22 protein-coding genes and 1 pseudogene are annotated in these 24,574 nt (G+C 73.7%); 14 read left to right on the forward strand and 9 right to left on the reverse strand.

Translation table 11 applies throughout. From position 1 onward, the window contains the following. Positions 1-66 precede the first annotated feature (66 nt). Positions 67-243, forward strand: coding sequence for a hypothetical protein (locus tag ACH4E8_RS08270; RefSeq protein ID WP_398445563.1), 177 nt, complete (start codon positions 67-69; stop codon positions 241-243). 288 nt (positions 244-531) lie between these two features. Here the strand turns inward: ACH4E8_RS08270 and ACH4E8_RS08275 are convergent, their stop codons facing one another. Beyond that, a complete protein-coding gene (locus ACH4E8_RS08275; protein WP_398445564.1) occupies positions 532-885 on the reverse strand; it encodes a hypothetical protein in 354 nt (117 codons plus the stop codon). After that, positions 864-1,157 (reverse strand): hypothetical protein, encoded by a 294-nt coding sequence (locus ACH4E8_RS08280; protein ID WP_398445566.1) that lies wholly within the window; start codon positions 1,155-1,157, stop codon positions 864-866. The genes ACH4E8_RS08275 and ACH4E8_RS08280 overlap by 22 nt, the downstream gene beginning before the upstream one ends. 82 nt (positions 1,158-1,239) lie before the next feature. On the opposite strand from ACH4E8_RS08280, the pseudogene ACH4E8_RS08285 reads away from it, so the two are divergent. Further along, positions 1,240-1,438, forward strand: a pseudogene (locus tag ACH4E8_RS08285) (transposase family protein); the annotation flags it as partial. 146 nt (positions 1,439-1,584) lie between these two features. On the opposite strand, the gene ACH4E8_RS08290 reads toward ACH4E8_RS08285, so the two are convergent. Together ACH4E8_RS08290 and ACH4E8_RS08295 are read right to left on the reverse strand one after the other, a co-directional pair. Next, positions 1,585-3,063, reverse strand: a complete 1,479-nt coding sequence (locus tag ACH4E8_RS08290; protein WP_398445568.1) for a M1 family aminopeptidase — start codon at positions 3,061-3,063, stop codon at positions 1,585-1,587. 232 nt (positions 3,064-3,295) lie between these two features. Then, entirely contained in the window at positions 3,296-3,832 is a 537-nt protein-coding gene (locus tag ACH4E8_RS08295) for a GNAT family N-acetyltransferase (RefSeq protein ID WP_398445570.1), read from the reverse strand. A 190-nt stretch (positions 3,833-4,022) separates the two neighbouring features. Here ACH4E8_RS08295 and ACH4E8_RS08300 point away from each other — a divergent pair, with 190 nt between their 5' ends. Beyond that, positions 4,023-4,274: a helix-turn-helix transcriptional regulator gene (locus ACH4E8_RS08300; RefSeq protein ID WP_398445572.1), complete on the forward strand. Its 252-nt coding sequence runs from the start codon at positions 4,023-4,025 to the stop codon at positions 4,272-4,274. A gap of 207 nt (positions 4,275-4,481) precedes the next feature. On the opposite strand, the gene ACH4E8_RS08305 is transcribed toward ACH4E8_RS08300, so the two are convergent. After that, a complete protein-coding gene (locus ACH4E8_RS08305; protein WP_398445574.1) occupies positions 4,482-5,102 on the reverse strand; it encodes an RICIN domain-containing protein in 621 nt (206 codons plus the stop codon). Positions 5,103-5,307: 205 nt separating this feature from the next. Between ACH4E8_RS08305 and ACH4E8_RS08310 the strand changes: the two genes are divergently transcribed. After that, positions 5,308-6,327, forward strand: a complete 1,020-nt coding sequence (locus ACH4E8_RS08310) for a helix-turn-helix domain-containing protein (protein ID WP_398445576.1) — start codon at positions 5,308-5,310, stop codon at positions 6,325-6,327. A gap of 16 nt (positions 6,328-6,343) precedes the next feature. Here the strand turns inward: ACH4E8_RS08310 and ACH4E8_RS08315 are convergent, their stop codons facing one another. Then, entirely contained in the window at positions 6,344-6,772 is a 429-nt protein-coding gene (locus ACH4E8_RS08315) for a VOC family protein (protein WP_398445578.1), read from the reverse strand. A 72-nt stretch (positions 6,773-6,844) separates the two neighbouring features. Beyond that, positions 6,845-7,462 carry a Pycsar system effector family protein gene (locus ACH4E8_RS08320; protein ID WP_398445580.1) on the reverse strand — a complete coding sequence of 206 codons (618 nt, stop codon included), beginning with the start codon at positions 7,460-7,462 and terminating at the stop codon, positions 6,845-6,847. A gap of 150 nt (positions 7,463-7,612) precedes the next feature. Here ACH4E8_RS08320 and ACH4E8_RS08325 point away from each other — a divergent pair, with 150 nt between their 5' ends. The 7 genes from ACH4E8_RS08325 (at position 7,613) to ACH4E8_RS08355 (ending at position 17,089) form a co-directional block, all read left to right on the forward strand. Further along, on the forward strand, positions 7,613-8,275 hold the full coding sequence (locus tag ACH4E8_RS08325) for a Crp/Fnr family transcriptional regulator (protein WP_398445582.1): 663 nt from the start codon (positions 7,613-7,615) through the stop codon (positions 8,273-8,275). Positions 8,276-8,409: 134 nt separating this feature from the next. Further along, positions 8,410-9,210, forward strand: coding sequence for a hypothetical protein (locus ACH4E8_RS08330; protein ID WP_398445584.1), 801 nt, complete (start codon positions 8,410-8,412; stop codon positions 9,208-9,210). After that, positions 9,207-11,906 (forward strand): hypothetical protein, encoded by a 2,700-nt coding sequence (locus ACH4E8_RS08335; protein WP_398445586.1) that lies wholly within the window; start codon positions 9,207-9,209, stop codon positions 11,904-11,906. Before ACH4E8_RS08330 ends, ACH4E8_RS08335 begins: the two co-directional genes overlap by 4 nt. Beyond that, positions 11,903-13,294: a hypothetical protein gene (locus ACH4E8_RS08340; protein WP_398445588.1), complete on the forward strand. Its 1,392-nt coding sequence runs from the start codon at positions 11,903-11,905 to the stop codon at positions 13,292-13,294. Before ACH4E8_RS08335 ends, ACH4E8_RS08340 begins: the two co-directional genes overlap by 4 nt. Further along, on the forward strand, positions 13,291-15,036 hold the full coding sequence (locus ACH4E8_RS08345) for a protein phosphatase 2C domain-containing protein (RefSeq protein WP_398445590.1): 1,746 nt from the start codon (positions 13,291-13,293) through the stop codon (positions 15,034-15,036). The genes ACH4E8_RS08340 and ACH4E8_RS08345 overlap by 4 nt, the downstream gene beginning before the upstream one ends. Further along, positions 15,033-16,337 carry a hypothetical protein gene (locus ACH4E8_RS08350; protein WP_398445592.1) on the forward strand — a complete coding sequence of 435 codons (1,305 nt, stop codon included), beginning with the start codon at positions 15,033-15,035 and terminating at the stop codon, positions 16,335-16,337. Before ACH4E8_RS08345 ends, ACH4E8_RS08350 begins: the two co-directional genes overlap by 4 nt. Positions 16,338-16,375: 38 nt before the next feature. Further along, positions 16,376-17,089, forward strand: a complete 714-nt coding sequence (locus ACH4E8_RS08355) for a hypothetical protein (protein ID WP_398445594.1) — start codon at positions 16,376-16,378, stop codon at positions 17,087-17,089. Positions 17,090-17,119: 30 nt separating this feature from the next. Here ACH4E8_RS08355 and ACH4E8_RS08360 read toward each other — a convergent pair whose 3' ends face one another. Then, entirely contained in the window at positions 17,120-18,013 is an 894-nt protein-coding gene (locus ACH4E8_RS08360; protein WP_398445595.1) for a PaaX family transcriptional regulator C-terminal domain-containing protein, read from the reverse strand. Positions 18,014-18,185: 172 nt separating this feature from the next. On the opposite strand from ACH4E8_RS08360, the gene ACH4E8_RS08365 reads away from it, so the two are divergent. The 3 genes from ACH4E8_RS08365 (at position 18,186) to ACH4E8_RS08375 (ending at position 21,642) form a co-directional block, all read left to right on the forward strand. After that, positions 18,186-19,442 carry a DUF418 domain-containing protein gene (locus ACH4E8_RS08365; RefSeq protein WP_398445597.1) on the forward strand — a complete coding sequence of 419 codons (1,257 nt, stop codon included), beginning with the start codon at positions 18,186-18,188 and terminating at the stop codon, positions 19,440-19,442. Between the two features lie 257 nt (positions 19,443-19,699). Continuing rightward, positions 19,700-20,956: a hypothetical protein gene (locus tag ACH4E8_RS08370; protein WP_398445599.1), complete on the forward strand. Its 1,257-nt coding sequence runs from the start codon at positions 19,700-19,702 to the stop codon at positions 20,954-20,956. Beyond that, positions 20,953-21,642: a hypothetical protein gene (locus ACH4E8_RS08375; RefSeq protein ID WP_398445601.1), complete on the forward strand. Its 690-nt coding sequence runs from the start codon at positions 20,953-20,955 to the stop codon at positions 21,640-21,642. Before ACH4E8_RS08370 ends, ACH4E8_RS08375 begins: the two co-directional genes overlap by 4 nt. Positions 21,643-21,838: 196 nt before the next feature. Here the strand turns inward: ACH4E8_RS08375 and ACH4E8_RS08380 are convergent, their stop codons facing one another. After that, on the reverse strand, positions 21,839-24,499 hold the full coding sequence (locus ACH4E8_RS08380; protein WP_398445603.1) for a hypothetical protein: 2,661 nt from the start codon (positions 24,497-24,499) through the stop codon (positions 21,839-21,841). Positions 24,500-24,574 lie beyond the last annotated feature (75 nt).

Genomic DNA, 24,574 nt, shown 5'->3' on the forward strand with positions numbered 1-24,574 from the left:
GTGCAGCCGCAGAGCTGGAGCCCGCGCCCCGTCCCCTCCGAGGGCGTGGACGTGACCGTCAGGTGCGTGTCCGGCCACCCGGAGTGCGGCGTGCGGATGCCCGACGCAGGGGGTCTCGCGGAGAACGACCACGAGTACGCCGGCGACTGGATGGCGTACCACCTCACGACGACGGGCCACGCGCTCTACTCCCGCACCGTCCACGACACGGTCCAACTGCGCCCCGGCGACACCGCCGCCTAGCGCCGCCCCGGGCCACCCCAACTCCCGCTATCGCTAAGGCAAGGGGAAAACGAAGCGACAGCGGGTCCAGCCCCTCCTGACCGGAACTGCCCCGTCCGGCCAAGAGGAAGAGGAGGCGCGCCCTGTTACCCGCCTCCTGGCCCCAGCCGTCACAACCTCCCGCACCCAGACGGCTGGGGCCGCCCCCGATTCACCAGCCGATCCCTGGAGGCCCGGCCGACCGCCGTCCTGACCGCAACTCGTCCCGCATGGGTTCGATCGGGCCCGAGGAAGACGTTCATCACGGTCTCAGCTCAGGGGTTCAGCCAGCTCCGGGATGTACCGGACGTCCTTGAGGGGCGCGGTGGGCTGTGCACCGAACTTTTCCACGACGGTGCCGCTGGTGCCGGCGTGCACGACCTGGAGGGCGACACGGGTGTCCTGTTCGCGCAGGTCGATCCGCACGCGGGGGGAACCGCCTTCGGGCTTCATGTCCACGATCCGCTCGTCGGGGTATCCGGCGCGCTTGAGTGCGGTTCGCACCTCGGCGGTGTTCTCGCCCGTGCCCTTGAGAGCGGTGGTGACGTGCGCGGCGAACTTGTCCGCGTAGCAGATCTCGGGCTTGGTGAGCGTGACCGGCTTCAGGAGGTTCCCGTCGGGCATGGGCGGCACGGGGTCGTCGGTGGCGGGCGGATCGGCGGGGTCGGGGTCGGCGGGCAAGGGGACGCGGTCGCCGGGCTTGCCGGCGGGCAGCCGTCGGTGATCTCAAGGGACAGCTTCATGAAGTCGAGCTGCGGATCGTTGGCGTCCCGGCCCTCGGGTACGGAGGCGACATTGTTCATCTCGATGGTGGTGGCCGGGCGGGTGCTGGAGCAGGCGGTGAGGGTGAGCGCGCCCAGAGCGAGGGCGGCTGCGGTGTGTGCTATTCGGGGCATGACGTCAACTTACGGTCGCGCACAGGCATGGCCCTGAGTACGCGTACTCATCTCGAAGCGGAAGAGTTGACTCGCGTCCCAAGGTGCCCAACTCGCCACTGAGCAGCAGACGTTCAACAAGGTGATCCGTGGCATCCACGGTGTCGCCGAGCGTGCCAACGCCCTGCTCAAGGTCACCTTCAAGGCCCTGCTGCCGGGTCAGCCTCGACCCCGGCAGCATCACCCGGATCACCCGGGCCGCCCTCGTCCTGCTCCAGCTGGAGCACGGCCGCACCACCTGACCGAAGACCACGAACCGTCACGAGACGTTACCGAGAAGGGCTCGCTGCCCCCGCCGACGGCGTGAGCGGGAGCCGTCCGGCCGCACCGCCGCCCTCGTCACGGCCACGATGTGCGGCCGACGTTGCGGCGGTGCAGCCGTTGACGGTCACGTGCACGAGCGCCGATTGCGGTGGTGCGCAGCGGCGAGACGTTCCCTGTTGCGGGTGATGGTGGAGTAGGAGGTGGGTTCGGCGGCCCGCTTGCGGGGGCCTTGGCCGTTGGGGCCGACCGGTGGGCGGGTGGTGCCGTAGAGCCAGGGCCGGAAGACGTCGTCCAAAGGACGCGAGTGGAGGCGCTCGGCGTACGCGGTGAAGGCGGCCGTGGTCGCTTCCGTATCCGGTTTCTGTGCCGTGACCCACCCGCGCAGGATGCGGAAGAAGGTGTCGTCGCCGACTTTGGTGCGGAGCGCCTGGAGGGTGAGTGCACCGCGGGCGTAGACGGGGAACGAGAGGAAGCTGTCCGGGTTCGGTATGGCCGGAGCCTCCTTCCAAACGGGGTCGTCCTGGGGATATTGGTCGTATTCGTGCTGAGCCAGTTCCGCTGCGGTGCCCAGCCCTGCGTGTTCCGACCACAGGAATTCCGCGTACGTCGCGAATCCCTCGGACAGCCACGCGGCGTCCTCGGCGGGGGCGACCGCGTTTCCGTACCAGTGGTGCGCGGTCTCGTGCGCGACCATGGAGGGGTTCGCGCCGTCTGCGAAGTAACTGCCGCCGTAGATCGGTCGGGTCGCGGTCGCGACCACGTTGTTGAATGCCTTGTCGACCACGCCGCCCACGGCTTCGTACGGATAAGGGCCGAACCATCGTGACAGCGTCTGCGCGGCTTCGGCCGTGCGCTCCACCGAGGCACGGGCCGGGGCTTCCAGCGCGCCGAGGTCCTTGCCGTACGCGTTGAACATGGGTGTCCCATCCGGTCCCCGGGACTTCGTGAGGCTGTAGTCGCCGATGGCGAGCAGCGCCGTTTCCGTCGGCAGGGGCGTCTTGCTGTCCCAGGACCACCGGTCGCCGTCGGACGTGACGGTGGGACTGCCGCGGTGCAGCGTGCCGTTGGACATGGCCGTCAGGCCCTTGGGGACGAGCACGGACACGGACCGGGTCGCCCTGGCGGCCGGGGTGAGGGCCGCGGGATGCCACCAGGCGGCACTGACCACCGCCACTGCGCCGGACGGCGTGCGCATCCAGCCCCAGCCGCCGTCGCCCGCCGGGTACGCGGCGGGAGTGTCCCGGTAGCGCACCTGGACGAGCAGTTCGTCACCGGCGTTCGCGGGAGTCTTCGGAGTGACGGTGAGGACGCCGTTGTCGGAAGCGAACGCCGCGGGCGTGCCGTTCACCCGGACCGAGGAAACCCTTAGCCGGAACCGCAGCCGGAACGAAGTCAACGTGCCGACCGCAACGCCCCGTATGCGGGTCGAGCCGGTCAGGACGCCGGAATCGGGTTCGTAGGCGAGATTGATGTCGTAGTGCTCGACGGAAAGGCCCAGGCTCGGCAGCGTGCCGGATTCCTGGGCGAACGCATGGGGAGTCGAAAGGGACAGCAGTGGAGGTGAGGCCAGGGCCAGTTGGGTGAAACGCCGCCGTGAAAGCACAACGATCTCCTGCTCAGTGGGCCAAGCGTCGGCACTTGCCGAAGCTACTGTTCAGGGACTCGGGGTCCGGTAAACAAGCACCCTAGGGAGAACGTTCAGCGCGTAGCGGCCTCCAAGAACATGTTGATCAAAAACTCATCCGGCTCTCAGTTGATGAGGGCGTAGCGGACGCGCCGATCGTCGAACGGCACACGCGGCAGCGGGCGTTGCCCTATGAAGTGCCCCCGATGCGTCAGGAAGGCGCGGCGTAGCAGCGGACCTGCACGGTCTGGTTCGGCCACTGTCGGTCGACCGTGGCCAGGAGTTCCCAGCCCAGGCGCTCGTACAACGCTGCGGAGGGATGGGAGGCGATGACGTCGAGGACGGGGTGGAGGCCGTGGCGCCGGGCCTCCGCCACGACGTGGTCCACCAGGAGCGTGCCGATGCCGTGGCCGCGTGCCTCGGGGGCGACGAAGAGGCGGCTGACGACGGCGGTCGCGCTCTGCGAGCCGTGGCGCTCGGTCCACACGTCCGGGGCCGCGTCGCCGCCGTCGCCCCGCGACAGGTTGACGTGGCCGACGATGCGACCGTCCAACTCGGCGACCCAGGAGCCCAGCAGGGGCCCGTCGGACAACCAAGCCGCAGGCTGGGCGGGCCAGTTCATCGGGTAGGCGTCGGCTCGATGGATCTCGGCGAGAACGCGTACGCACGCCTCGACATCCTCGTCGGTCCGCCGCCGAACCTGCCGGCCCGGCTCCCCGTCATGCGCCCCGTACGCTTCGCTGTTCATCCCGGCATGGAAACACAGCCACAAGGGCACCTCCAGTCACTTTCACCGCTTCACCGAGAGGCACCGGAACTGTGCCGTAGCTGGTACTTCAACCTGGTCCTGGACGCTCCGCTCACCGAGGAACAGCGGAACACCTTGGACCGTCTCGACCGCGCGGTGAGCGTGGAGTCAGCCGGCCCCGGGCGAGCACATGGCGCTGCTGGCGGCGGCGCACGGGTTCACGCCCCGGGAACGGGACGTCACCGCGCTGGTGCTGCGCGGCCACTCCACCGTGGAGATCGGAGGGCTGGCCCGGCTCTCCCCGCACACGGTGCAGGAGCATCTGAAGTCGGTCTTCGAGAAGACGGGGGTGCGCAGCCGCCGGGACCTGGTGGCAACGGTCTTCGCGCGCCACTTCGAACCGGCGCTGCTGTGCCCGCCGAACGCCCGGGACTCCCCGTGATCCCGCGACACCGGACCACCGGACGCGGACCACCGGACGCGGACCGTCGGACCCAGACCATCGGACGCTGAACTGCGCGGACAACCGCCCACGGGCCGGTGGAGGCCAACGGCCCCGCGGGGGCCACTTCGGCTGCGTCCCCCATGCCGCAGCGGAACTGCAACGGCCCTTGTGGTGGGCCGTTGCAGCATCCAGAGGGCGGGCCGCTCAGTACGTGTCGAGGTGGAACCGCTGGTAGTTGGCGTACGGGCCGTTCTGGTCCTGGCAGCCGAAGTGGCGCAGGCCGAAGCCGTGGCTGTCGTCCACGCACAGGCCCGTCGCGACGTTGCGCGCGACGGCCGTGCCGCCGGGCGCCGCGATCAGGAGGAAGCGCTGGTAGTTGGCGTAGGGGCCGTTCTGGTCCTGGCAACCGAAGTGGCGCAGTCCGTAGGCGTGGCTGGAGTCCACGCACTGCCCGGTGGCACGGTTGCGCAGCACGTACGTGTACGGCGCGACCGTGATGAAGTCGAACTTCTGGTAGTCGGCGTAGGGGCCGTACTGGTTCTGGCAGCCGAAGTGGCGCAGGCCGAAGGGGTTGCTGTCGTCCACGCACAGGCCGGTCGCGACGTTCCGCATCCGGACGGTGTAGGTCGTCGCCGCGCCGGAGACCTTCGCCGTCGCGTCTCCGGAGACGACGGGCCCGTTCGCCGCCGGCGGTGCGGGCCGGGCCGAAGAGGGAGCAGACCCCGCGGTGGAGCTGCCTGCCGAGACCAGTACGAGTCCGATCGCCGCGAGGAGTGCGGCCGTGCCGCGAAGGGCCCGGCCCACCAAACCACGTCTGTTGTTCAATGCTCCTCCTGCCGTCAGGGGTGGTGCGCGAGTGGGGCAGCGACGAGTATCCGGGCGGCACCGACCGGACCGCTCTAGCAGCGCGTGCAGGGAACGTTGGCCTGGAGCGCACGCGGAACCCTGACCGGAGATGTGCTTTACGGCTCCGGCGGGGAGTGCCGAGCATGGGTGCGGGCCGGCCGCGGGCGAACTCGGGGGTGGGACGGTGACGGGGAAGGTGACCCGGGTCCAGGTGGACGGCGTCCCCCCGGAGGACCGGTTCGGCCGGTGGACCGCGCTGCTGGCCGAGTCGATCATGCCGATGACCGTGGACAGCCAGTACGCCGACCGGTTCACCGGCCGGGTCACCTCGCTCCAACAGGGCCGCACGGACCTCATGATGTTCGCCTCGCTGCCGCTGTCGGGCGAGCGGACCCTGACCCACATCCGGCGGGCGGACTCCGAGGCGTACTTCCTCGGCATGGTGCACGGCAGTCCGATCGGACTCGAACAGCGCCGCAACAACGCCTTCCTCCAGGCCGGCGACATGGCGCTGTTCGACACCCGGAACCCGCTCGTCTACGCGTTCCAGGACCAGGGGCGACAGAGCCGGCTCACGCTGATCCGACTGCCGCGCTCCGCGGTGCCCCTGCCGGACCGGCGGACGAACGCACTGCTGGGCACCCGCCTGCCCACCGGCACCGCGACCGGCGCGCTGCTCACCTCGTACCTCTCCGGGCTGCGCGCCAACGCGTCGCGCTGCGGCGACGAAGAGCTGCTACGGCTGGGGGCCGTGGGGTTCGACCTCGTCTCCGCCTTCCTGGCCGCCCAGACCGACAGCCCGGCCGTGCTGTCGGCCGAGACCCGGCACCAGGTCCTGCTGGCCCGCGTCCTGGTGCACATCGACCACCAACTCGCCGATCCCGAACTGGGGCCGGTGAGCATCGCCGAGCGCCACCACATCTCGGTGCGTCTGCTGCACCAGTTGTTCCGGCGCCGACCGAGGTCGGTGAGCGCCACCATCCGTTGGCGCCGGCTGGAACGCACCCGGGCCGACCTGAGCGACCCCCGGCTGCGGCACCTGACCATCGGGGAGATCGCCTTCCGGCAGGGGTTCAGGCACCCGGCGGACTTCAGCCGCGCCTTCCGCGCCGCCTACGGCCTGCCCCCGAGCGAGTACCGGCGCACGGCCCCGGACCCGACCTCGACCCTGACCCCGGACGCGGACCCGACTCAGGCTCCTTGAGCGCACCCCGTCGTGCTCAGTCGAGGCAGAACTCGTTGCCCTCGACGTCCAGCATCACGATGCACGAGTCCGTCCCGTCGTACAGGAGGCGTTCGCGCACCGCGCCCAGCGGGAGCAGGCGGGCGCACTCGGCTTCGAGGGCGGCGAGGCGCTCCTCGCCGGTGAGGCCGGTGCCGACGCGGACGTCCAGGTGGATCTTGTTCTTGGCGACCTTGCCCTCGGGGACGCGCTGGAAGAAGAGGCGCGGGCCCGCGCCCGAGGGGTCGACGCAGGCGAGCCAGGAGCCCTCGTCGTCGGGGAAGTGGGAACGGTTGAAGTCGGCCCAGGTGTCGAAGCCCGACGGTGACGGCGCCACCTCGTAACCCAGCACCTCGCACCAGAAGTCGGCGACGCGCTCGGTGTCCGCGCAGTCGAAGGTGACTTGGAACTCCCTGATCTTTGGCATCGGCGCACCCTAACAGCGCGGGCCCGTGGCGCTCACCTCCCTTTCCGCCGTGGCCCCGGGCCCGTACGGGCCTCAGCGCGGGAGGACCGGGAGGAGCGCCGCCGTACCCAGGCAGACCAGGCCGAGCACGGAGATCCGCAGGGAGTGGGCGACCAGGCGGTGCTTGCGCCAGGCGATGCGGGACATGGCCACCAGTTGCTCGCTCAGGGACTCCAGCGCGTCCGCGTTCCGCAGCGCCGTCCGTAACTCGCCCGCGTCCCAGTGCCGGAGCGCGCCGAAGTAGAGGAGCTCGCCGGGGGGTACGGGCTCCGGCAGACGGGGAACCACCGCGGAGAGGGCGAACAGCGAGGCCAGCATGAGCAGTACGGCACCGGCGCACAGCAGCGCCTGGGACAGGACGGTGTCGTGGCGCGGCGGGCTGTCGAGGCGGGCGACCGCGACCGCGGCGAGGGCCAGTTCCGCGCTGAGGGCGATGGACGCCTTCGCGTCGCCGCGGGCGGTGACCTCGACGACGGACGCATGGACGTTCCAGGCCGTGGCGAGCGCCCTGTCCAGGGACGCGTCACCCGCCGACGGAGACGGAGAGGGGTCAGGGGAAGGTGCAGGTGAGGGAGCGGGGGAGGAAGGGGGAGAGGGAGTCGGGGAGTGGCTGGACGTGGACGAGGACCGCCGCTGAGCGTTCGTGACCATCTGAATTCCCCTCGGGCTCATTTCTTTGCACGGCGCGACTGCCTTTCGTGTGCGTTCCTTTGTGCGCCAATGCGACCGGGTTTTGTAGGTCAACTGCCGCACAAACGCTGTGATCCCGCTCTACAGTGGGGACCTTTCAGGGGGAAGTCCATGTTCGACGGATTCACACCGGAACACCTCGCCCTGCTCCGCGGTGCCGGAGTCCCCGCGGCCTGGCCGCGCGGCGGGGTCCTGATGAGACAGGGCGAGCCCGCCGACCGCGCCGTGCTGATCGAGACGGGCGTGGTGAAGATCGTCTCGGAGTCCGCCAACGGCTACGTCAGCCTGCTGGCGCTGCGCGGCGTGCACGACCTGATCGGCGAGTTCGGCTGCCTGGACGACACCGTCCGCTCGGCCTCGGTCGTCGCGATGCGGCCGGTGCACGGGTTCGTCATCGCCGCGCCCCGGTTCTGCGCGCTGATGGAGGAGAACGGCCCCCTCGCCCTCGCCATCCTGCGCAGCGTCATCAACAGGCTCAGACACGCGGACGACCAGCGCGCGGCCCTCGGATCGAGCACCGCGGTGGTGCGGGTGGCGCAGGTGTTGCTGGAGTTATCCGAGCGGCACGGGACGCCGGCTCCGCGCTGGGCGCCGAAGGCCCGGCACCTCAAGCTCACCCAACAGGAGTTGGCCTCCGCCGCCGGCACCTCGCGGGAGTCGGTGGTGCGCACCCTGCGGGAGTTGCACCAGCGCGAACTGGTCGAGACGGCCCGGGGCGCGATCGTCGTGCTGGACCCCGAGGGCCTCGAATGGTGGGAACCGGAAGGGGATTGAGCGCTTTTCTGCCACATCTGTGGCAGAACGAGCCGCCCCTTCCCCGGTATTCATTGGGGCACGGCAGTCGTCGCCGGTGAATTCGGGGGCGCCGCGACGACTGCCGCTCAGCGAGAAGGGAACAGGACGAGAACATGGGTGCCCGACCCCTCCACTATTCGATCATGGTGCTGGACCTGGAGCGATTCGGCAGCCGCACGAATCCGGAACAGGAACGGGCGCGCAGCGCCCTGTTCTCCGTGGTCGAGGAGGCTCTGAAGGACGCGGACGTGATGCCGCAGCACGTCGCAGGCGTGGGTGACCGGGGCGACGGCGGGTTCTGGCTGTTCCCGTCCGGCGTCTCCAAGGTGGACCTCACCGGCGACGTGGTGGAGCGGCTCCAGATGCGGCTGCGGGCGTACGCGGCCGAGCCCGGCGCCGAGCCGCTGCGGCTGCGGCTCGCGCTGCACGCGGGTGAAGTGGCCCGGGACGAACGCGGCTGGGTGGGCGCGGACCTGAACACCGCCTGCCGGCTGGTGGACCTGGACGACCTACGGCGCGCACTGGCCGCGGCGGAACGGTCGGCGCTGGCGCTCGCGGTGTCGCAGACCTGGCACGACGCGGTGGTGCGGCACGACTACCCCGGGTTGGACTCCTCGGCCTTCCGACCGGTGGCCTTCCAGGAGAAGGAGGTCGACTCCCGGGCGTGGATCAGGGTGCCCGGGTACGACGCGCCGCCCGGGCTCGGGCCCGTACTCGTCAAGCCCCCGGAGGACGGCGAAGAGTTCGGCGGGTCCGCGTCCGAACCCGATCCCGGGCCGGGCTCCGGGCCGGCGCCGTCGGCCGAGCAGGGCAGTCGGTTCGCCGGTGCGGTCTTCCACCGCGTGGGGCGGCTGTACGGCGGGGACCACCACGAGACCGTCAGGGGTGACGGGACCGGGAGGGCCGAGCGGTGATCGTGAACCAGGTCCGGGACCAGGGCGGGAACGAGAACCCGCGGGGTAGGGAGAACCAGCGGGCGCGGGCGGCCGGTCGGGAGCGGGAGGGCAGGGCCCCCGCCGACCGCGGCGAGGCGGCCCCGCCCCAGGCACCCGTCCGCCCGGCCGCCGCTGGCGCCGGCGGCGGGAGGGACGACGTCCCCCGCGACCGCGACGTCCCCCGCGACCGGGACCGGGATCGCGCCAGGGACCGCGATCGCGATCGGGAACGCGACCAGGACCGGGGCCGGGACCGTGATCGGGACGGCCGGGACCGGGACAGGGACCGCGACGGCGGCAGAGATCGCGACCGGGACCGGGACAGGGACCGCGACGGCGGCAGAGATCGCGACCGGGACAGGGACCGGGACAGGGACCGGGATCGAGACAGGGACCGCGATCGGGAGCGTCAACCCGACGGCACCTCCGACGACTCCGACGACGACGGCTCCGCCGAGCCCGCCCCCGACGCCCGCCCCGACCGCGCCGAGCGCACCGCCGAGCGCGACATGGCCGACTTCCGCCGCGGTCTCGCCGCCATCGCCGCCTCCCCCGGCACCACCGAGGAACGCCTCGGCGCCGAACGCGAGGCCCGCGCCCTCCTCTCCCGGATCTCCCGCCTCTCGCGGCCGTCCGCGGAACCGGGCGCCGACCCCCGTACCGACATCCGCGCCGAACGCGTCTACGGCGGCGACCACATCGAGGTCGTCATCGGCCAGGGCGAACGCGCGGTCCGCGCCCACCAACTCACCGAAGAGGCGCTGGACCAGTTCCGGGCCACGTACGTGCCCCCGCGCCGGAGCACCGACGGCGGCCCGTTCGCCGGCCCGGACCCCTGGCGGCTCGTCCTGCTCGCCGGCCGCCAGGGCAGCGGCAAGTACGCCACCGCCTGCCGTCGGCTGCTGGACCTCGGCCACCGCCGGCTGCACCGCCTGGAGTCCGGCGCCGACCTCACCCGGCTCGACGTCTCCGCGCTCACCCGCGGCGACGGCTACCTGCTGCCGGACCTGCCGGAGGCCGTGGCGCAGCGCACCCTGTCCGCGTTCGAACTGCAACGCGTGGCACGGGCCCTGGCCGCGCACGACTGCCGACTCGTCGTGACCCTGCGCGAGGAGGCCGTGCCCGCGGACCTCGACCTCGCCGCGTACGTCCAATGGGCCGACGCGCCCCCGGACCCCTGGGACGTCTTCGTGGCGCACCTGCACTGGCGGCTGGGGCCCGTCCGCGCGGACCGCGCCCGGGAGCTGCTGGCCAGCCCGGAGGTACGGGAACTCGTCAACGCCCGGGCCACCGCAGTCCCCGGCCGCAGCCTCAGCAGCGCCGCCGAAGCGGCCCGGGTGCTCGCCGGCACGGACGGCGACCCGGCGCGCGCCGCGGCCGACGCCGCCGCCCGGCTCGACCCGCGCCAGGGCTTCGAGGAGTGGTTCACCGGCCTGGCCGACCTGCACACGCAGTGCCTGGCCGTGTCCGTCGCCGCCTTCGCCGGCGAGGCGTACGAGACCGCCGACGCGCTCGCCCGCTCCCTCAAGGAACTCCTGCAACTGCCGGAGACCCCGGACCACCCCGACCGGCCGCGCAACCACGTCGTCGGCGCCACCCGCGCGGTGCGGCTGCGCCGGCTGCACGCCACCCTGATCGACACCGAGGTCGAAGGGCGGTACGGCGAGACGCCGGCGAAGGCGGTCCACTACCTGGACCCCGACGTGCCGCCGCGGGTGCTCCAGACGGCCTGGGAGGAGTACGACGACATCCGCGCCGCGCTCCCCGGCTGGCTCCAGACCTGCGCCGGCCACGAACTGCCCACGGTGCGCGCCCGCGCCGCGGTCGTCGCCGGCTTCCTCGCCGGGCTCTCCTTCGACACCCTGCGCTCCGGGACGCTGACGCCCTGGGCCGCCAGCACCTCGCCGCAACTGCGCGAGGCCGCCGCCACCGCGCTGCGCACCGCGGCCGAACACCCCGGGCTCGTCGTGCCGGTGCGGGACCTGGTGCGGGCGTGGGCGGCGGAGCCCGTCGGCACCCCGTACCGGGCGTCCGCGGCCCGCGGCTTCTTCGCGCTGCTGCGGGAGGAGGACCGCGGCGGCGGGGAGGCCGTCGCCCTGCTGCACGAACTCGCCGGCGAGCCGACCGCGTCCGTGGTGGAGGCGATCTGCGTCAGCCTCGCCGAGTACCTGTCGCTCGGCGGCTCCCGGCACGAGCGCAACGCGCTGGCGCTGCTGCGGCACTGGGTCGCGCTGCGCGACGTGGACCGGCGCACCGCGGGCGAGTTGGCGTTCCTCTTCGCCGCGGCCGACCTGCGGCAGGAGATGCCGGCGGCCCGCGGCCGGCCGCGGGGCCGCAAGTGGCCCCGGCTGCTGGCCCTCGCCGCCGCGGACCCGGTGCGGCAGCGGGACGTCGCCGGGCTGTGGGAGACGGTGCTGCTGTCGCCGGAGCCCGAAGCGGTGGCCGCGGCGGTGCTGCGGGAGTGGGCCCGCGCGGTGAACGACGATCCGCTCGGCCGGCGTTCGCTGGCGCGGCTGCTGCGGGTGGCCGCGTCCTCACCGCGCGCCGCCCGCGTCATCCGCCACCACGTGCGCAGTTGGGGGTACGAGGACGACAAGGCCGCCCTCACCGCCGCGCAGGTGGAACACGTCCTGGACCAGGTCCCGTACGACCTCGGAAGCGAGGAAGCGCTGTGAGCAGCAACGAAGCGGACCCGAAGAGGGCCCGCGCCAACACGTCCCGCGACGAGGCGGGAAGGACGCTCGTCAACGGGCCCCTGGAGCCGCGCTCGGGCGGGCGGAACGCCGTGCCGCGGCCCGGACTCGCCCAGGTGTACTCGCTCGACAACGGCGAAGCGGTCCTCCTGGACCGCCGGCCGACCCTGTGGGAGTCGGGGCGCTACCACTACCGCTACGAGGTCGACGTCACCGACCGCAGCAGCCAGTGGTGCGAGCAGATGCCCAGCGGCACCGCCGGCTTCGACTTCACCGTCGCGATCAACGCCATGTGGCGGGTGACCGCGCCGCAGGAGGTCGTACGGCGCGGCATCGTCAGCGTCGAGGACGGCGCCCGGCTGGTGCGCGGGGCGGTCGCCGCGCTGGCGCGGGCCCGGGTCAAGCAGTTCGACCTGGAGGACTTCTCCGCGGCGGAGGAAGCCGCCGGCCACGTGCTGCGCACCCAGGCACCGGTGCTCCCGAGCGGCATCACCGTCCTGGGGTGCCGGGTGCAGGTCACGCCCGGCGAGCAGGAGACGGCGACCATCCGCGGGCGCCGGGAGGACGTCTGGCGGCACGACCGGGACGTGCGGGCGGTGGGGCACGAGCGGCGGGTGACGGAGCTGCGCGCGGACGCGCTGCGGGCGGCGGCGCGCGGCGACGGCGGGATGATGCTGCACCTGATCGCCCAGGACCCCACGCAACTGCGGGACATCCTGCGGGAGATGGCCGAGCGCGAGGACGTCTCGCTGGAGCACCGGGTGCGCACCATCCAGGCGTGCGTGGACAGCGGAGTGCTGCTGCCGGCGGAGGGGTCCGAGTTCCTGTCGCGGCTGTTCGACCGGCAGATGTCGCCGGGGGCCGACACCACGCTGACCGCGCGGGACGGGCGGCTGCCGCTGCCGGGGGCGGCCGACGGGCGGACGGCCCGCGGCGCGGCACCGATCCCGCCGCCCCCGCCCCCGCCGCCCCCTCCGCTGCCGCCGCCCGTTGCGGCGCCGTACGGGACGCCGGCCGGGCAGCCGCACGGGTCGTCCCCATCCGGGCAGTCGTACGGGCAGGGGCAGTCGTACGGGCCGTCTTCTTCAGCTCCGCCTGCCGTGCCGTCCCAAGGCCAAGCCCAAGCCCAGGGCCATGCTCAGCGCCGGGCGTCGGACCCGGTGCGGGACGCGGACGACGCGGCGGCGGACGAGTTCCCCGGGGCCGGGCCGGGGGCCGTGCCCGGTCCCGGGCCGAGGGCCGGAGCCGGACCCGGGGCTGCGTCCGGGTCCGGCTCCGGCCCGGGCGACGGCGTGGTCGGGTGGCGGGCGGTGGGTCGGCCGAACCGTTCCGGCACCGGAGCCGACGAGGGGGACGACGAGGCCGTATGACACACGGATTCAGCGGACCCGGCGCCTTCGACGCCGACCGCGAACCGGCCCCGCGGGCACAACTCCCGCGGGGCGAGGGCCTGCGGGCCGGCCAGTTCTCGGGCGACGGGCCTCCCGGCGACGGTCCCTTCAGCACCGGTCCGAGCGGCGATGGCCTGTGGGGCGACGTTCTGAAGGGGGACGGCCCGAAGGGGGACGGTCTGCGCGGCGGGGGCTTCCCGGGCGACGGACCACGGGGCGACGGCTTTCCGGGCGAGGGGCTGAAGGGGGACGGGTTGAAGGGCGACGGCTCACGGGGCGGCGGGGCGCCCGCCCGTCCCCCCGTCCCGGCGCACGCGGCCGGCCCCGACCGCGCGCTGCGCGCCGCGCGCCGCCGACGGGCGGGGCGCTGGCTCGGCGTGACGCTCCTCTGCCTGGTCCTCATCACCGTGGCCACCGTGCGCTGGCGCGCGCCCGGTCTGGTGGCCGGGGCCTTCGCCTCGATGGCCGTGATGGCCGTGTACCTGCTGATCGAGGAGTTCCAGCGCAAAGACGTTCCGCCCGCCGCGGACCGAGCACCGGGGAGGCCCGCGGAGATGTGGCCGGCGCACGTCGACCCGTACCCCCAACGGCCGGTGCACGGCCCCGGACCGCACCCGTCGCACCCGCAGCACCAACCGAGCGCGGCCTACGGCGGCCCGCACCACCCCGCTCACCGCGCACCCGCCCCCGTACCGGCGCAGGTCGCCCCGCCGCCCCCGCCCCCGCCGTCTCCGTCGACGTCTCCGCCTCCGTCTGCGCAGCCGTCCCAAGCCGCCCCGCCGTCGGTCCCGGAGCGTCCGGCGCAGGGCCCCGCCTGGCCGCTGCCCGGGGTGCGCCTGCCGGCGCCGCTGCCGCCGTCACCGCCCCCGCCGAAACTGCACCGCACGTCGAAGACGTCCGCGCTGCCCTGGCGGCTGCCGGCCGCCCCCGCCCCGCCCGCGATGACCGCGGACGCCGCGACCGTCGGCGACCTGGAGGTGCGCGCCGCGTCCCTGGTCGGACCGGGCCACCGCAGCGACCCCACGCACGCCGGGCCGCGCCAGGACGCGTACCGCCTCGGCCGCGACGGGCGCTCCGCGCACCTGATCGTCGCCGTCGCGGACGGGATGTCCGACAGCGCGCACGCCGACGTGGCCGCGGCCGTCGCCGTGTCGGCCCTGGTCAACACCTTGCGCCAGCGCCTCGACGAGGGCGCAGGGCCCCGCACGCTCGACGCCGGACAGGTCTTCCTGGAAGCGGCGCAGCAGGTGTACGCCGCCGCCGAACAGCGCGGCTGGAGCGACGAGGACGTGCGCACGGTCGCACTCGCCGCGGTCCTGCCCACCCGCCCGGACGCCGACGGCGGGCGGACGCTCTGGCTGGCCCGGGTCGGCGACCCCTCCGGCTGGTTCCGGGGCACCGACCGCTGGAAGCCCCTCTTCGGAGGGAAGGAAGGCGGCTTCGACCGCGGGAAACTGCGGCACTTCCTGCCGCACACGCCCCAGCAGGCCGAGAGCCGCCGCATCGACGTGGGGCGCGGCGGCGCGCTCGCCCTGACCACCGACGGCGTCGGCGACGCCCTGGCGCAACTCCCGGTCGCGGCCCGCTGGTTCCACCGCCAGTGGGCCCGCCCGGTGACGGCGCACGACCTGCTGCTCCACATCGGCTACGAGGCACAGCAGCGCAACGACGACCGGACGGCGGTCCTGGTGTGGTGGCGGCCGGCGGGGGGACCGCGATGAGCCGTGCACACGAAGCGAACGAAGCGAGCAGCGCAACCGGAGCGGACGACGCGAACGAAGTGAGGAGGGGCAAGGGCGGCAAGCGCGGGACCGGTTGGTCGATGAGCCCGTTCGCGCCGGACACCGCCCGCTCCGGGCTGCGCCTCGCGGACGCCAGCCTCGGCGAGGGCGGCGAGTCCACCGGCGTGCGGGAGGTGGTCGGCCACCCCGGCTGGGTCACCAAGCTCTACAAGGAGCCCCTCGCGCCCGACGAGGCGGACACCCTGGCCCGGCTGATCGAGCTGCCGGGCAAGATGAGCTGGGCGGACATGTGCCTGGTGGACCGTCACTCCGCGTGGCCCGTCGCCCGCGTCACGGACCGCGGCGAGACCGTCGGCGTGATCATGCCCCGCATCCCGGACTCCTTCTACGTGCGGTTCGCCTACGGCGAGGGCGGCCGGACCGAGCCGAAGGAACTCCTCCTGGACCACCTCGTCCTCCAGGACGCCAAGTTCACCGCGCTCGGCCTGGACCCGCCGTCCGCCGCCCGCCGCCGCTCGACCGCGGTCCGCTTCCTGAGCCTGGGCGCGCTGATGGAGCGGTACGACGTGGTGTACGGGGACTGGTCGTACCGCAACGCCCTGTGGAGCCAGCAGAACGGCGACGTCTTCCTGATCGACCTGGACTCCTGCGGCATCGAGAGCCGCAGGTGGATCAGGTCGCACCACTGGGAGGACCCGCTCTTCCCCCAGGGGACCCGGCTCACCACCCACACCGACCGCTACCGGATGGCCGTGCTGACGCTGCGGGTGCTCACCGGGACGCGCGGCGATCCGCGCCGGGCGCTGGAGGGACTGGCGGAGCAACGGGCCGGCGACGCCGAACTCGTACTGCTGCTGCGCCGTGCGGTCACCACGGCGCAGCCGAGCGAACGCCCCAGCGTGGCCGGTCTGTTGGCGGCGATGGAAGTCCGGCCGGCCGCGCCGGAGACGCCGGTCGCGCCGTCGAGGCCGGTCGCAGCGGGGGGCGCGGGCGCGGGGGCCGGGAGCGCCACGAACGGCAGCCCGAACGTCAGCGGCTGGCGCGAGGTGCAGCCGCCGCCCCCGGCCGCCAGGCGCCCGAAGCCCGTACGCCCTCCTGCGCCGACCGCCGGCGCCGGGCCGATGGATGCGGACTCCGCAGCCACGACGGGCCCGGGGGCCGACACCGCAACCGGGGCGACCCCACCCGCCCCGCTGCCCCGCTCCGTCGGCTGCTCGATCGCCTTCTGGGCCGTCGGGCTGCTCTTCTTCCTCCTCGGCGTGCTCGTCGCCGTCCGCTGAACGCCACTCACCACCGCGTCACCCAGAGGGAACCCACCATGAACACCCCGCTCAGCAATCCGCTCGACGAGACGCCGCAGTACACGGAGTCCGGACTTCCGGTCTACGTGGTGCTGGACACCTCGCTGTCCATGAAGGACTTCGAGCCGCTGCTCAACGACACCCTGGAGTCCATCCACCAGACGATCGTGACGTCACCGCAGGTGCAGGAGTTCGTGCACCTGTCCGTGCTGTCCTTCAACAGCCGGGCGCACGTCGTCACGGCCATGACCGAGATCGACGACGTCCAGCGCCTGCCCGTCGTCACCTGCTCGGGCCGCACCAACTTCGGCCCCATGATCCGCCTGGTGCGCAGCCGCATCGAGCACGACGTGCCCGTGCTCGGCAGCCGCGGCATCCAGGTGCTGCGCCCGCTGGTCTTCGTCCTCACCGACGGCGCCCCCACCGACGAGCAGGACCTGCCCGGCGAGAACTGGCACGACGACCTGGACGAACTCCTCGACCCCGGGTGGAAGCCGCACCCGAACGTGATCACGTACGGCTTCGGCCGCGCCCGGGAGTCCGTACTGCGCCGGCTGTCCACGGTGGCCGCGTTCGTCGCCGAGGAGGGCGGGGACAACCGGGAGGCGCTGCGCGCCGCGATGACGAGCCTGCTCAACTCCATGGTGGCGTCGGCCGAGTCCCACTCCCTGGAGGTCCCCACCGAGGTGCGCGGCTACCGCTCGGTCCCCCTCGACGTCATCTTCGACTGACGCACCCCGTAGGCCACGGCGGGCCAGCCCCTACCCCTCGGCTTCGCCGAGCACCTCGGCGTACAGCCGGAACAACCGTGGCGAGGGCTCGTCGCCGGCCGCCAGCAGTACCGCCCAGCACCGCGCGGCGAGTTCCCGCGCCCGGGCGCCGACCCAGGGGCGCGGCAGCAACTCCGGCGGCAGCAGCGGGTCAGGGGTCATGGCCCGGGTGAACTCCGCGGCGAGTTCCACCGCCAGGACGAGCCGGTGCGCCCCGTCGGCGTGCTCGGCGCGGGCGAGGCAGCGCTCGGCGAAGTCGGCCAGCCGCTCGTGCCGCTCGGCGATCCGGGCCAGCGGCCACAGCGCGGCGGCCAGCGCCACGGGGTCGGTCACCTCGCCCACCCGTAGGTCGGTGCTGGTGAGGAAGGTGACGGAGGACAGCACACCGAGGTGGCGGGCGTGGGTCTCGACGAGTTCGTCGACGTCGTTGGCGCAGGCGTACAGACCGCCGTGGACCGGCGCCGCGCCCAGGTGGACGATGGCGTCGCGCAAACCGTCCCGGGCGGCGCGCCGGGACTCGGGCACGGCGAAGCCGTAGAGGTGCCAGACGCCGTCCCAGGGCGCGAGCCCGGCGTCCTGGAGATAGGCGTGGCGCACGTACGCGGCGTCCGGGGCGAGTGCTCCGGTCGGGTCGGCGACGGCCCGCAGCACGGCCTTGCGCCCCCGCCCGTCCTGCGTGAACCGCCCTTCCTCGACCAGCCGCCGCACGCACAGGCGCACCTGCTGGTCGCTCATCCCCATCAGCGCGGCGACGGCGTACAGCTCGCCGGCGTCCACCGTGCCGTCCTCCCGCACGAGGGCGTGCACCAGCAGTCGCGTGGGGACCTCCGGTCGGCGGTCGGCCGGGGGTGCGTCGTCGCGGTGGTCCGTGGGGGCGCTGGTCATCGCCGGCCAGCATAGCCGAGTTGCGCGATCGCATCGTGTACGTTCATGCTCGAAACGAGCGTTTATAAAATGAACGAAACGATCGAACGAGTGGAGAGGGGGCGGGCGTGCTCGATTCCCGTGTGAAGGGGACCCGCGGACGGTGCGGCGGACGGGTCGGGGAGGTGACGTCATGACGTCGACGGTGGACGCGTCGCTCGGCGCGGCCGGCGACAAGAGCGACAAGGGTGAGGCGGGCGACCGGGGCGGCGCGGACGGCCGGCTGGCCGCGGTCGACGTGCTGCGCGGCTTCGCCCTCTTCGGCATCCTCGTGGTGAACATCGGCTTCCTGGCCTCCGCGTACCACGGCACCGGAGCGGAGCAGCCGGGCGCCGACGGCCCGCTGGACACCGCGGTCTCCGCGCTGACCTCGGTGTTCTTCGAGGCCAAGTTCTTCCTGCTGTTCTCCTTCCTCTTCGGCTACAGCTTCACCCTGCAACTGGCCTCCGCCGAACGCCGCGGCGCCCGGTTCGCCCCGCGCTTCCTGCGTCGGCTGCTCGGCCTCTTCGTCCTGGGCGCTCTGCACGCGGTGCTGTTGTTCCCCGGCGACATCCTGACGACGTACGCCCTCCTCGGGCTGGTCCTGCTGGCCCTGCACCGCATCCGGCCGCGGGTCGCGGTGCGGATCGGCGTGGGCCTGCTCGCGGTCACCGCGATCGGGTACCTGCTGCTGGGTGCGGTGGCTGCGGCGGCGGGCACCGGGAGCGTCGACGAGACGGCGGCCGCCGCCGACGCGGCCCGGGCCACCGAGGCGCTGCGCGGCGACGCCGCCTCCGTCATCGGCGCACACCTGGACCAACTGCCCTCCGTGGCCTTCCTGTTGGTCTTCTTCCAGGCGCCCGCGGCGCTGGCCGCGTTCCTGTTCGGCCTGGCCGCCGGCCGGCACCGGGCCATCGGCCGCATCGCCGACTTCACGCCGCTGCTGCGCCGGCTCCAGTGGACCGGCTTCACCGTCGGTCTCGCGGGGGCGGTCGCCTACGCGTACGCCAGCACCACCAGCACGACGGACGCCGGCCAACTGCTCGCGCTCGGCATCGACGTGCTGACCGCGCCGCTGCTCTCGGCGGCGTACGCGGCGACGGTGCTGCGCGCGGCCACCGGCCGGCACGCCGACCGGCTGGCCGCGGCCCTGGCGCCGGCCGGCCGGATGGCGCTGACGGTGTACCTGTCCCAGTCGCTGTTCTGCGCCCTGCTCTTCACCGGGTACGGCGCCGGGCTCTCCGGCCGGGTGCCGCCGTCGGGCGTCGCCGCGGTCGCCGTCGCGCTCTTCGCCGTACAACTGGCGGCCAGCCGCTGGTGGCTGCGGCGGCATCCGTACGGCCCGGTGGAATGGCTGCTGCGGGCCTGGACCAACCTCGCGCGGCCGCGCTGGAAGGGGCCCGCCGCTTGAGGGGCCCGCGGTGCCAGGGGGCGCGGGGCGGGGCTTCTCGGCCGTTCCTCTGACGTAGCAGTGGTCTCTGCGCCATCCTTGAACCCTGGCGCAACCGACGTTCCGCGCCGCGTCACCCCGATTGGGCCGGCAAACCTGCCGGGCCCGCGGGAAACGGCCCACATCAGCGCGCCGGCAAGGGTATTGCAAGGGTCCTGCAAGGAAAGTGCCCGGTGCGCCGGGCATCCCCTCGTCGAAGTTGGACGCAGCGACGAGCGATGGGGGATCGCGTGTCTGTCACAACGACGAAGTCCGCACTGATCGAACAGGGCCACTGGCTCACGGTGCGGGACTGCAAGAGGGTCCTCGTGGTCGTGCACACGGTGACCTTCGCGCAGCGGCTGCGGGAGGTCTTCGACCTGCTGGAGGCGGATCTCCGCGTCCAGTTGGTCTTCACGACCGCACCGCACGCCTTCGGTGCCGGAGTCACCCAGTTCTTACAGGACCTGGGCATCGCCACGGTGCCCTGGGACGAGGCCCTGCGGGCCGAGTTCGACCTGGCGCTGGTCGCCGGCTCCCGCGGAGTGCACGAGCTGCGCGCCCCCGTGGTGCGCATCTCGCACGGGGCCGGCCACAACAAACTGCTCACCGACGTCTCCAGGCTGGCACCGGGCGAGCGCCGCTCGCCCGGGATGCTGAGCCCGCAACACCTGCTGCACGAGGGCCGGGTGCTGCACGCGGCGATCATCTACAGCCACACCCGGGCGCTGGAGGAGCTGGCGGTCTCCTGCCCGGAGGCGCTGCCGGTGGCCCACGTGGTGGGCGACCCGTGCGTCGACCGGATCACGGCGGGCGCGCCCCGGCGCGCCGACTACCGCCGGGCCCTCGGCATCGAGCCCGGACAGAAGCTCGTGGTCGTCTCCTCCACCTGGGGGCGCGCCTCGACCTTCGAACGGCTCGACTCCCTGCTGCCGCAGCTGCTCGGCCAACTGCCGGGCGAGGGTCACCGGGTCGCGATCATGCTGCACCCGAACGTCTTCGCCGGGCACGGCGCCTGGCAGGTGCGGGGCTGGCTGGCCGCCTGCCGCGGCCGGGGGATCGCGGTCGTGCCTCCGGAGGCCGACTGGCAACCGCTGCTGATCGCCGCGGACTGGATCATCGGTGACCACGGGTCGCTGACCGCCTACGGAACGTTGACGGAGGCGACGATCCTGCTGACCGCCGGTCCGCGGCGCGAGGTGTCGGACCGCTCGCCGGCGGCGCTGCTGAGCGCGGTGGCACCGGTGCTCCTGCCGGGACACCCGCTGGCCGAGCAGTTGGAGTACGCGGCACGGCTGCGCGGCCCGGGGCAGTACGACCAGGTGGCGCAGACGCTGTCGTCGGCGCCCGGGGAGTTCCACCGTCGGATGAGGTCGGTGCTGTACCGGCTGCTGGACTTGGGCGAGCCCGCCTTCCCACCGCTGGTCGCGGCACCGCCGCTGCCGCCGGCGCTGACGCGGTGGGAGGCCCGCGCGGGGGAGGGGGCGGCCCGGTGAGCGGTCTGCTGCGGTGCGTCTCGGACTTGCCGGCCCGGCCGCCCCGGCCGGAGGCGGAGGCGCGACCGGGACTGGCGGAGTGGCCCGAAGCGGAGGCGGGGTCGGGACCGGAGGTGTGGCCGGGGCCGACAGGCGAACCGGCCGCTGCGTGGACCACGGTCTGCTTCCACCTGGCGCGTTCGCGCGGCCGGGCCGGCGGTCGACCGGTCTCCCTCGTCTGGCGCTCCGACGCCGCGCGCGGGCCCGTGCTCGTCCGTACGACTGCGGTGCCGGACCCTGCGGGACAAGGGGCCGGGGTCGCGGGCGGATGCCCGGATCCGCGCGGTGGCCGGCCGCCGTGCGACGTGCACTTGCGGGCGGACCCGGACGGCTCGGAACTGGCGCACCACGCCGACGTGCTCGTGGCCCGTACGCCGCTGCCGCCCGCGGCGGCCCGCCGACGGGCGCGGGAACTGCTGGCGGCGCACCCGGGCTGCCTCGTCGTCGCCGTGCCCGACATCACCGCGGGATGCGTCGTCGGGGTGCGGGACGGCGCGGGCGGCGCCCGGTGCGTGCGGTCGCGGCCGGACGGCCCCCGGGCCGCGGTCCCGACGCCGTTGTTCGCGTCGGTCGTGCACGCCTGGGTCGTGGCCGGCAGCCCGCTGCAAGAGCTGCGTTCCGTGAGCTGCGGCCCGGCCCGCTCCTGAGCCGGTGACGCGGCGCTGAAGGGGTCACGGCCCCACGGACCCGGTGACGTCGCGGGCGCACCCACGACGTCACCGGCGCACCGACGACGTCGCCGGTACGCTCACGGCGTCACCGGCGCACGTGCGGCGGCTGGTACGCCCACGGCGTCACCGGTGCGCCCCGGCCGCGGTGGCTCCCCGGCGCGGGTGCCGAGGCTCACGCCTGCCGCAGCTCCCGCAGCCGGTCGTCCAACCGCTCCGCGTCCGCGGGGTGCAGCCGTTGGAAGAGTTCCCGCCCGGCCTCGTAGCAACGGGCCGCCTCCGCCGGGTCCCCGCGGGACTCGGCGGCCAGGCCGAGCCACTCCAGACAGCGCGCCTCCCAGTGCTCCGACCGGCTTTCGCCGGCCCGGAAGCGCGCCAGGGCCGCCAGCAGCAGCCGGGTGGCCACCTCGACGTCGCCCGCGCGGTCCAGGACGTGCCCGAGCAGGGCCCGTACCCGGTCCGCCTCGTACGACTCGCCCAGCGCCACCAACTCGGCCTCCGCCAGCCGCAGGTGCTCGGCCGCCGCCGCCAGGTCGCCGGCGGCGAGCGCGGTCTGGCCCAGGCGCCGTCGGGAGAGCGCCACCCCGCGTGCGTAACCGATCGACTCGCGCAGCCGCAGCGCGTGCTCGAAGTGCCCGCGCGCCGCGTCGAGCCGGTCGGCCAGCAACTCGACGTGCCCGAGCCCGTTCACCGCCTGCGCCTGCTGCCGTACGTTCCCGTCCTCGACGGCCAGCTCCAGGGCCTCCCGGTACCAGACCGCCGCCTCCTCGTAACGGGCGGCGTTGCGCAGTCCGATCGCGCCGGAGGTGAGCATCCGGCCGACGCCCGGCCGCGAACCGCTCCGACGGGCCGCTTCGAGCCCGAGCCGATGCGCCTCGATCCAGAGATCCGACGGCCTGAAGCGGAGGAAGAGTGGCCAAATCGCATCAACGAGCCGCCAACAGGACGTGTGCCAACCCGCCTCGGCGCAGTGGCGCACCGCGCCCATCAGCCCGTTGCGGTGGGTGTCCAGCCAGGCCAGCGCATCCGTCGCGCCGTCGAGCGGGGTCGGCGCCACGGCGGGCTCGGGGGCGTCCGGCACGGACAGGCGGTGGCTCGGGGTGAGGATGCCCTCCGCCACGACGGCGGTGGACAGGCACCAGTCGACGAAGCGCCGTAGCGCGCGCTCCCGCTGCTCGCGGTCCTCCAACTCTTCGCCGAGCCGCCGTGCGTGCGGACGGACGAGGTCGTGGAAGCGGTACGTGCTCGGCCCGGTCTCCTCCAGGAGGTTCGCCTCCACGAGGGCGTGCACGGCGTAGTCGGCCTCGTCGTCGTCCTCGGTGCCGGACGTGTCGTCGCCCCTCGGCTCGACGGCCGCGAAGCCGGCGAGCATCGACAGGTCGTGCCGGTCCGTCGGCAGCAGCCCCATGCGCCGGTAGAGCGCGGCGCTCCGCCCCGGCAGCACGTCGTACGACATGTCCAGCGCCGTACGCATCACGGCCTCCCCGTCGACCCGCAGCGCGTCGATCGCGCCCCGCCCCCGGGAGAGCAACTCCACCAGTGCCGACACCGTTCGGTGCGGTCGGACGGCGAGTTGGGCGGAGGCCAGCGCGACGGCCAGCGGCAGCCGCCCGCACAACCGGACCACCTCCCGCGCGGCGGCCGGCTCCCGGGCCACCCGGGTCCCGCCGCCGGCCGCGGCCAGCAGCGCCACGGCGGACTCGGCCGGCAGCCCCTCCAGCCGCCGGAAGGCCGCGCCGTCGACCTGGAGCCCGGTCAGATGGCTGCGGCTGGTCACCACGGTGAGCCCGGTGGGCGTGCTGAGCAGCAGCGGGCGCACCTGCGCCGCGGTGAAGGCGTTGTCGAGGAGGACGGCGATGCGCAGGTTCGACGTCATCGACCGCCACAGCGCGTTGCGCTGCGCGACCCCGGCCGGCACGGCGGGCGCCCCGAGCGCGATCAGGAAGGCTTCCAGGACGGTGGCCGGGGAGACGGGCCCGCTGCTCCCGTCGGCGGCGGGGGCGCCCAGGTCGGCGTAGAGCAGCCCGTCGGGGAAGCTGTCCTCGTGCTCGGAGAGCCAGTGCGCGGCGAAGGTGGTCTTGCCGACGCCCGCGAGCCCGCTGATGACCAGGACCTGGGGCGCGTGGGCGGGCCGCTGGTCGCGCAGGGCGTCGAGGGCGGTGCGGTCGGCGACGCGGTCGACGAAGCGGGGCGTGACGGGCGGGAGTTGGCGCGGCACCGGCATGGCGGGGGGCGGGGCCGGGGCGGGCGCGGGGGAGGGGTGGAAGTGGATGCCGCCGTGGACGTCGCGGGCTTGGATGCTGGGCCCGTGGAGGACGGCGTCTCCGCCGATGGTGTTGCTGGTGGCGGGTTGGTCGGGGTGGTTCGCAACGGAGCGGTTCGGGACCGGTGGGTCCGGGTGGTTGGGTTCGCTCGTTTCGTCTGGGGGCGGGGCGGAGCCAGGGACCAGGGCGGAGTGAGGGGCCGGGGCGGAGTCCGGGGCCGGGGCGGAGTCCGGGGCCGGGGCGACGCCTGGGCCACCTGCGACGCCAGCACCAGCACCGGGGCCTAAGTCCACACCGTAGCTCCGTAACCACTCCGCAAGGAGACTGCTCGTCGCCGGATCCCGAAGGGCCGCTCCGCCCAGTGCCTGGGCGAGTTCTCGCCAGAACGACGCTTCGGGCGGCGGTCTCCGCCCGCCCTGCGGCGGCCACAGCCGACCCACCGCCGGATCCGCCAGCGCGGCGGTGCCCACGACCCGTACCAGGCCGTGCCACGCAGGGGATTCCGGGGCGGCGCCACAGGCGACCAGTGCCGACAGCAACGCGTCCCGCTCGCCCGAGGAGGAGGCTCGCATGCGCACCACTCCTTTCACTGCCTCGTTTTTCACTCCCCGTCTCAGACCAGAAGTGAACAAGTACCGTCCTGCAAT

It is taken from the genome of Streptomyces sp. NPDC017979 (genome assembly GCF_044328175.1).
Classification (GTDB): domain Bacteria; phylum Actinomycetota; class Actinomycetes; order Streptomycetales; family Streptomycetaceae; genus Streptomyces.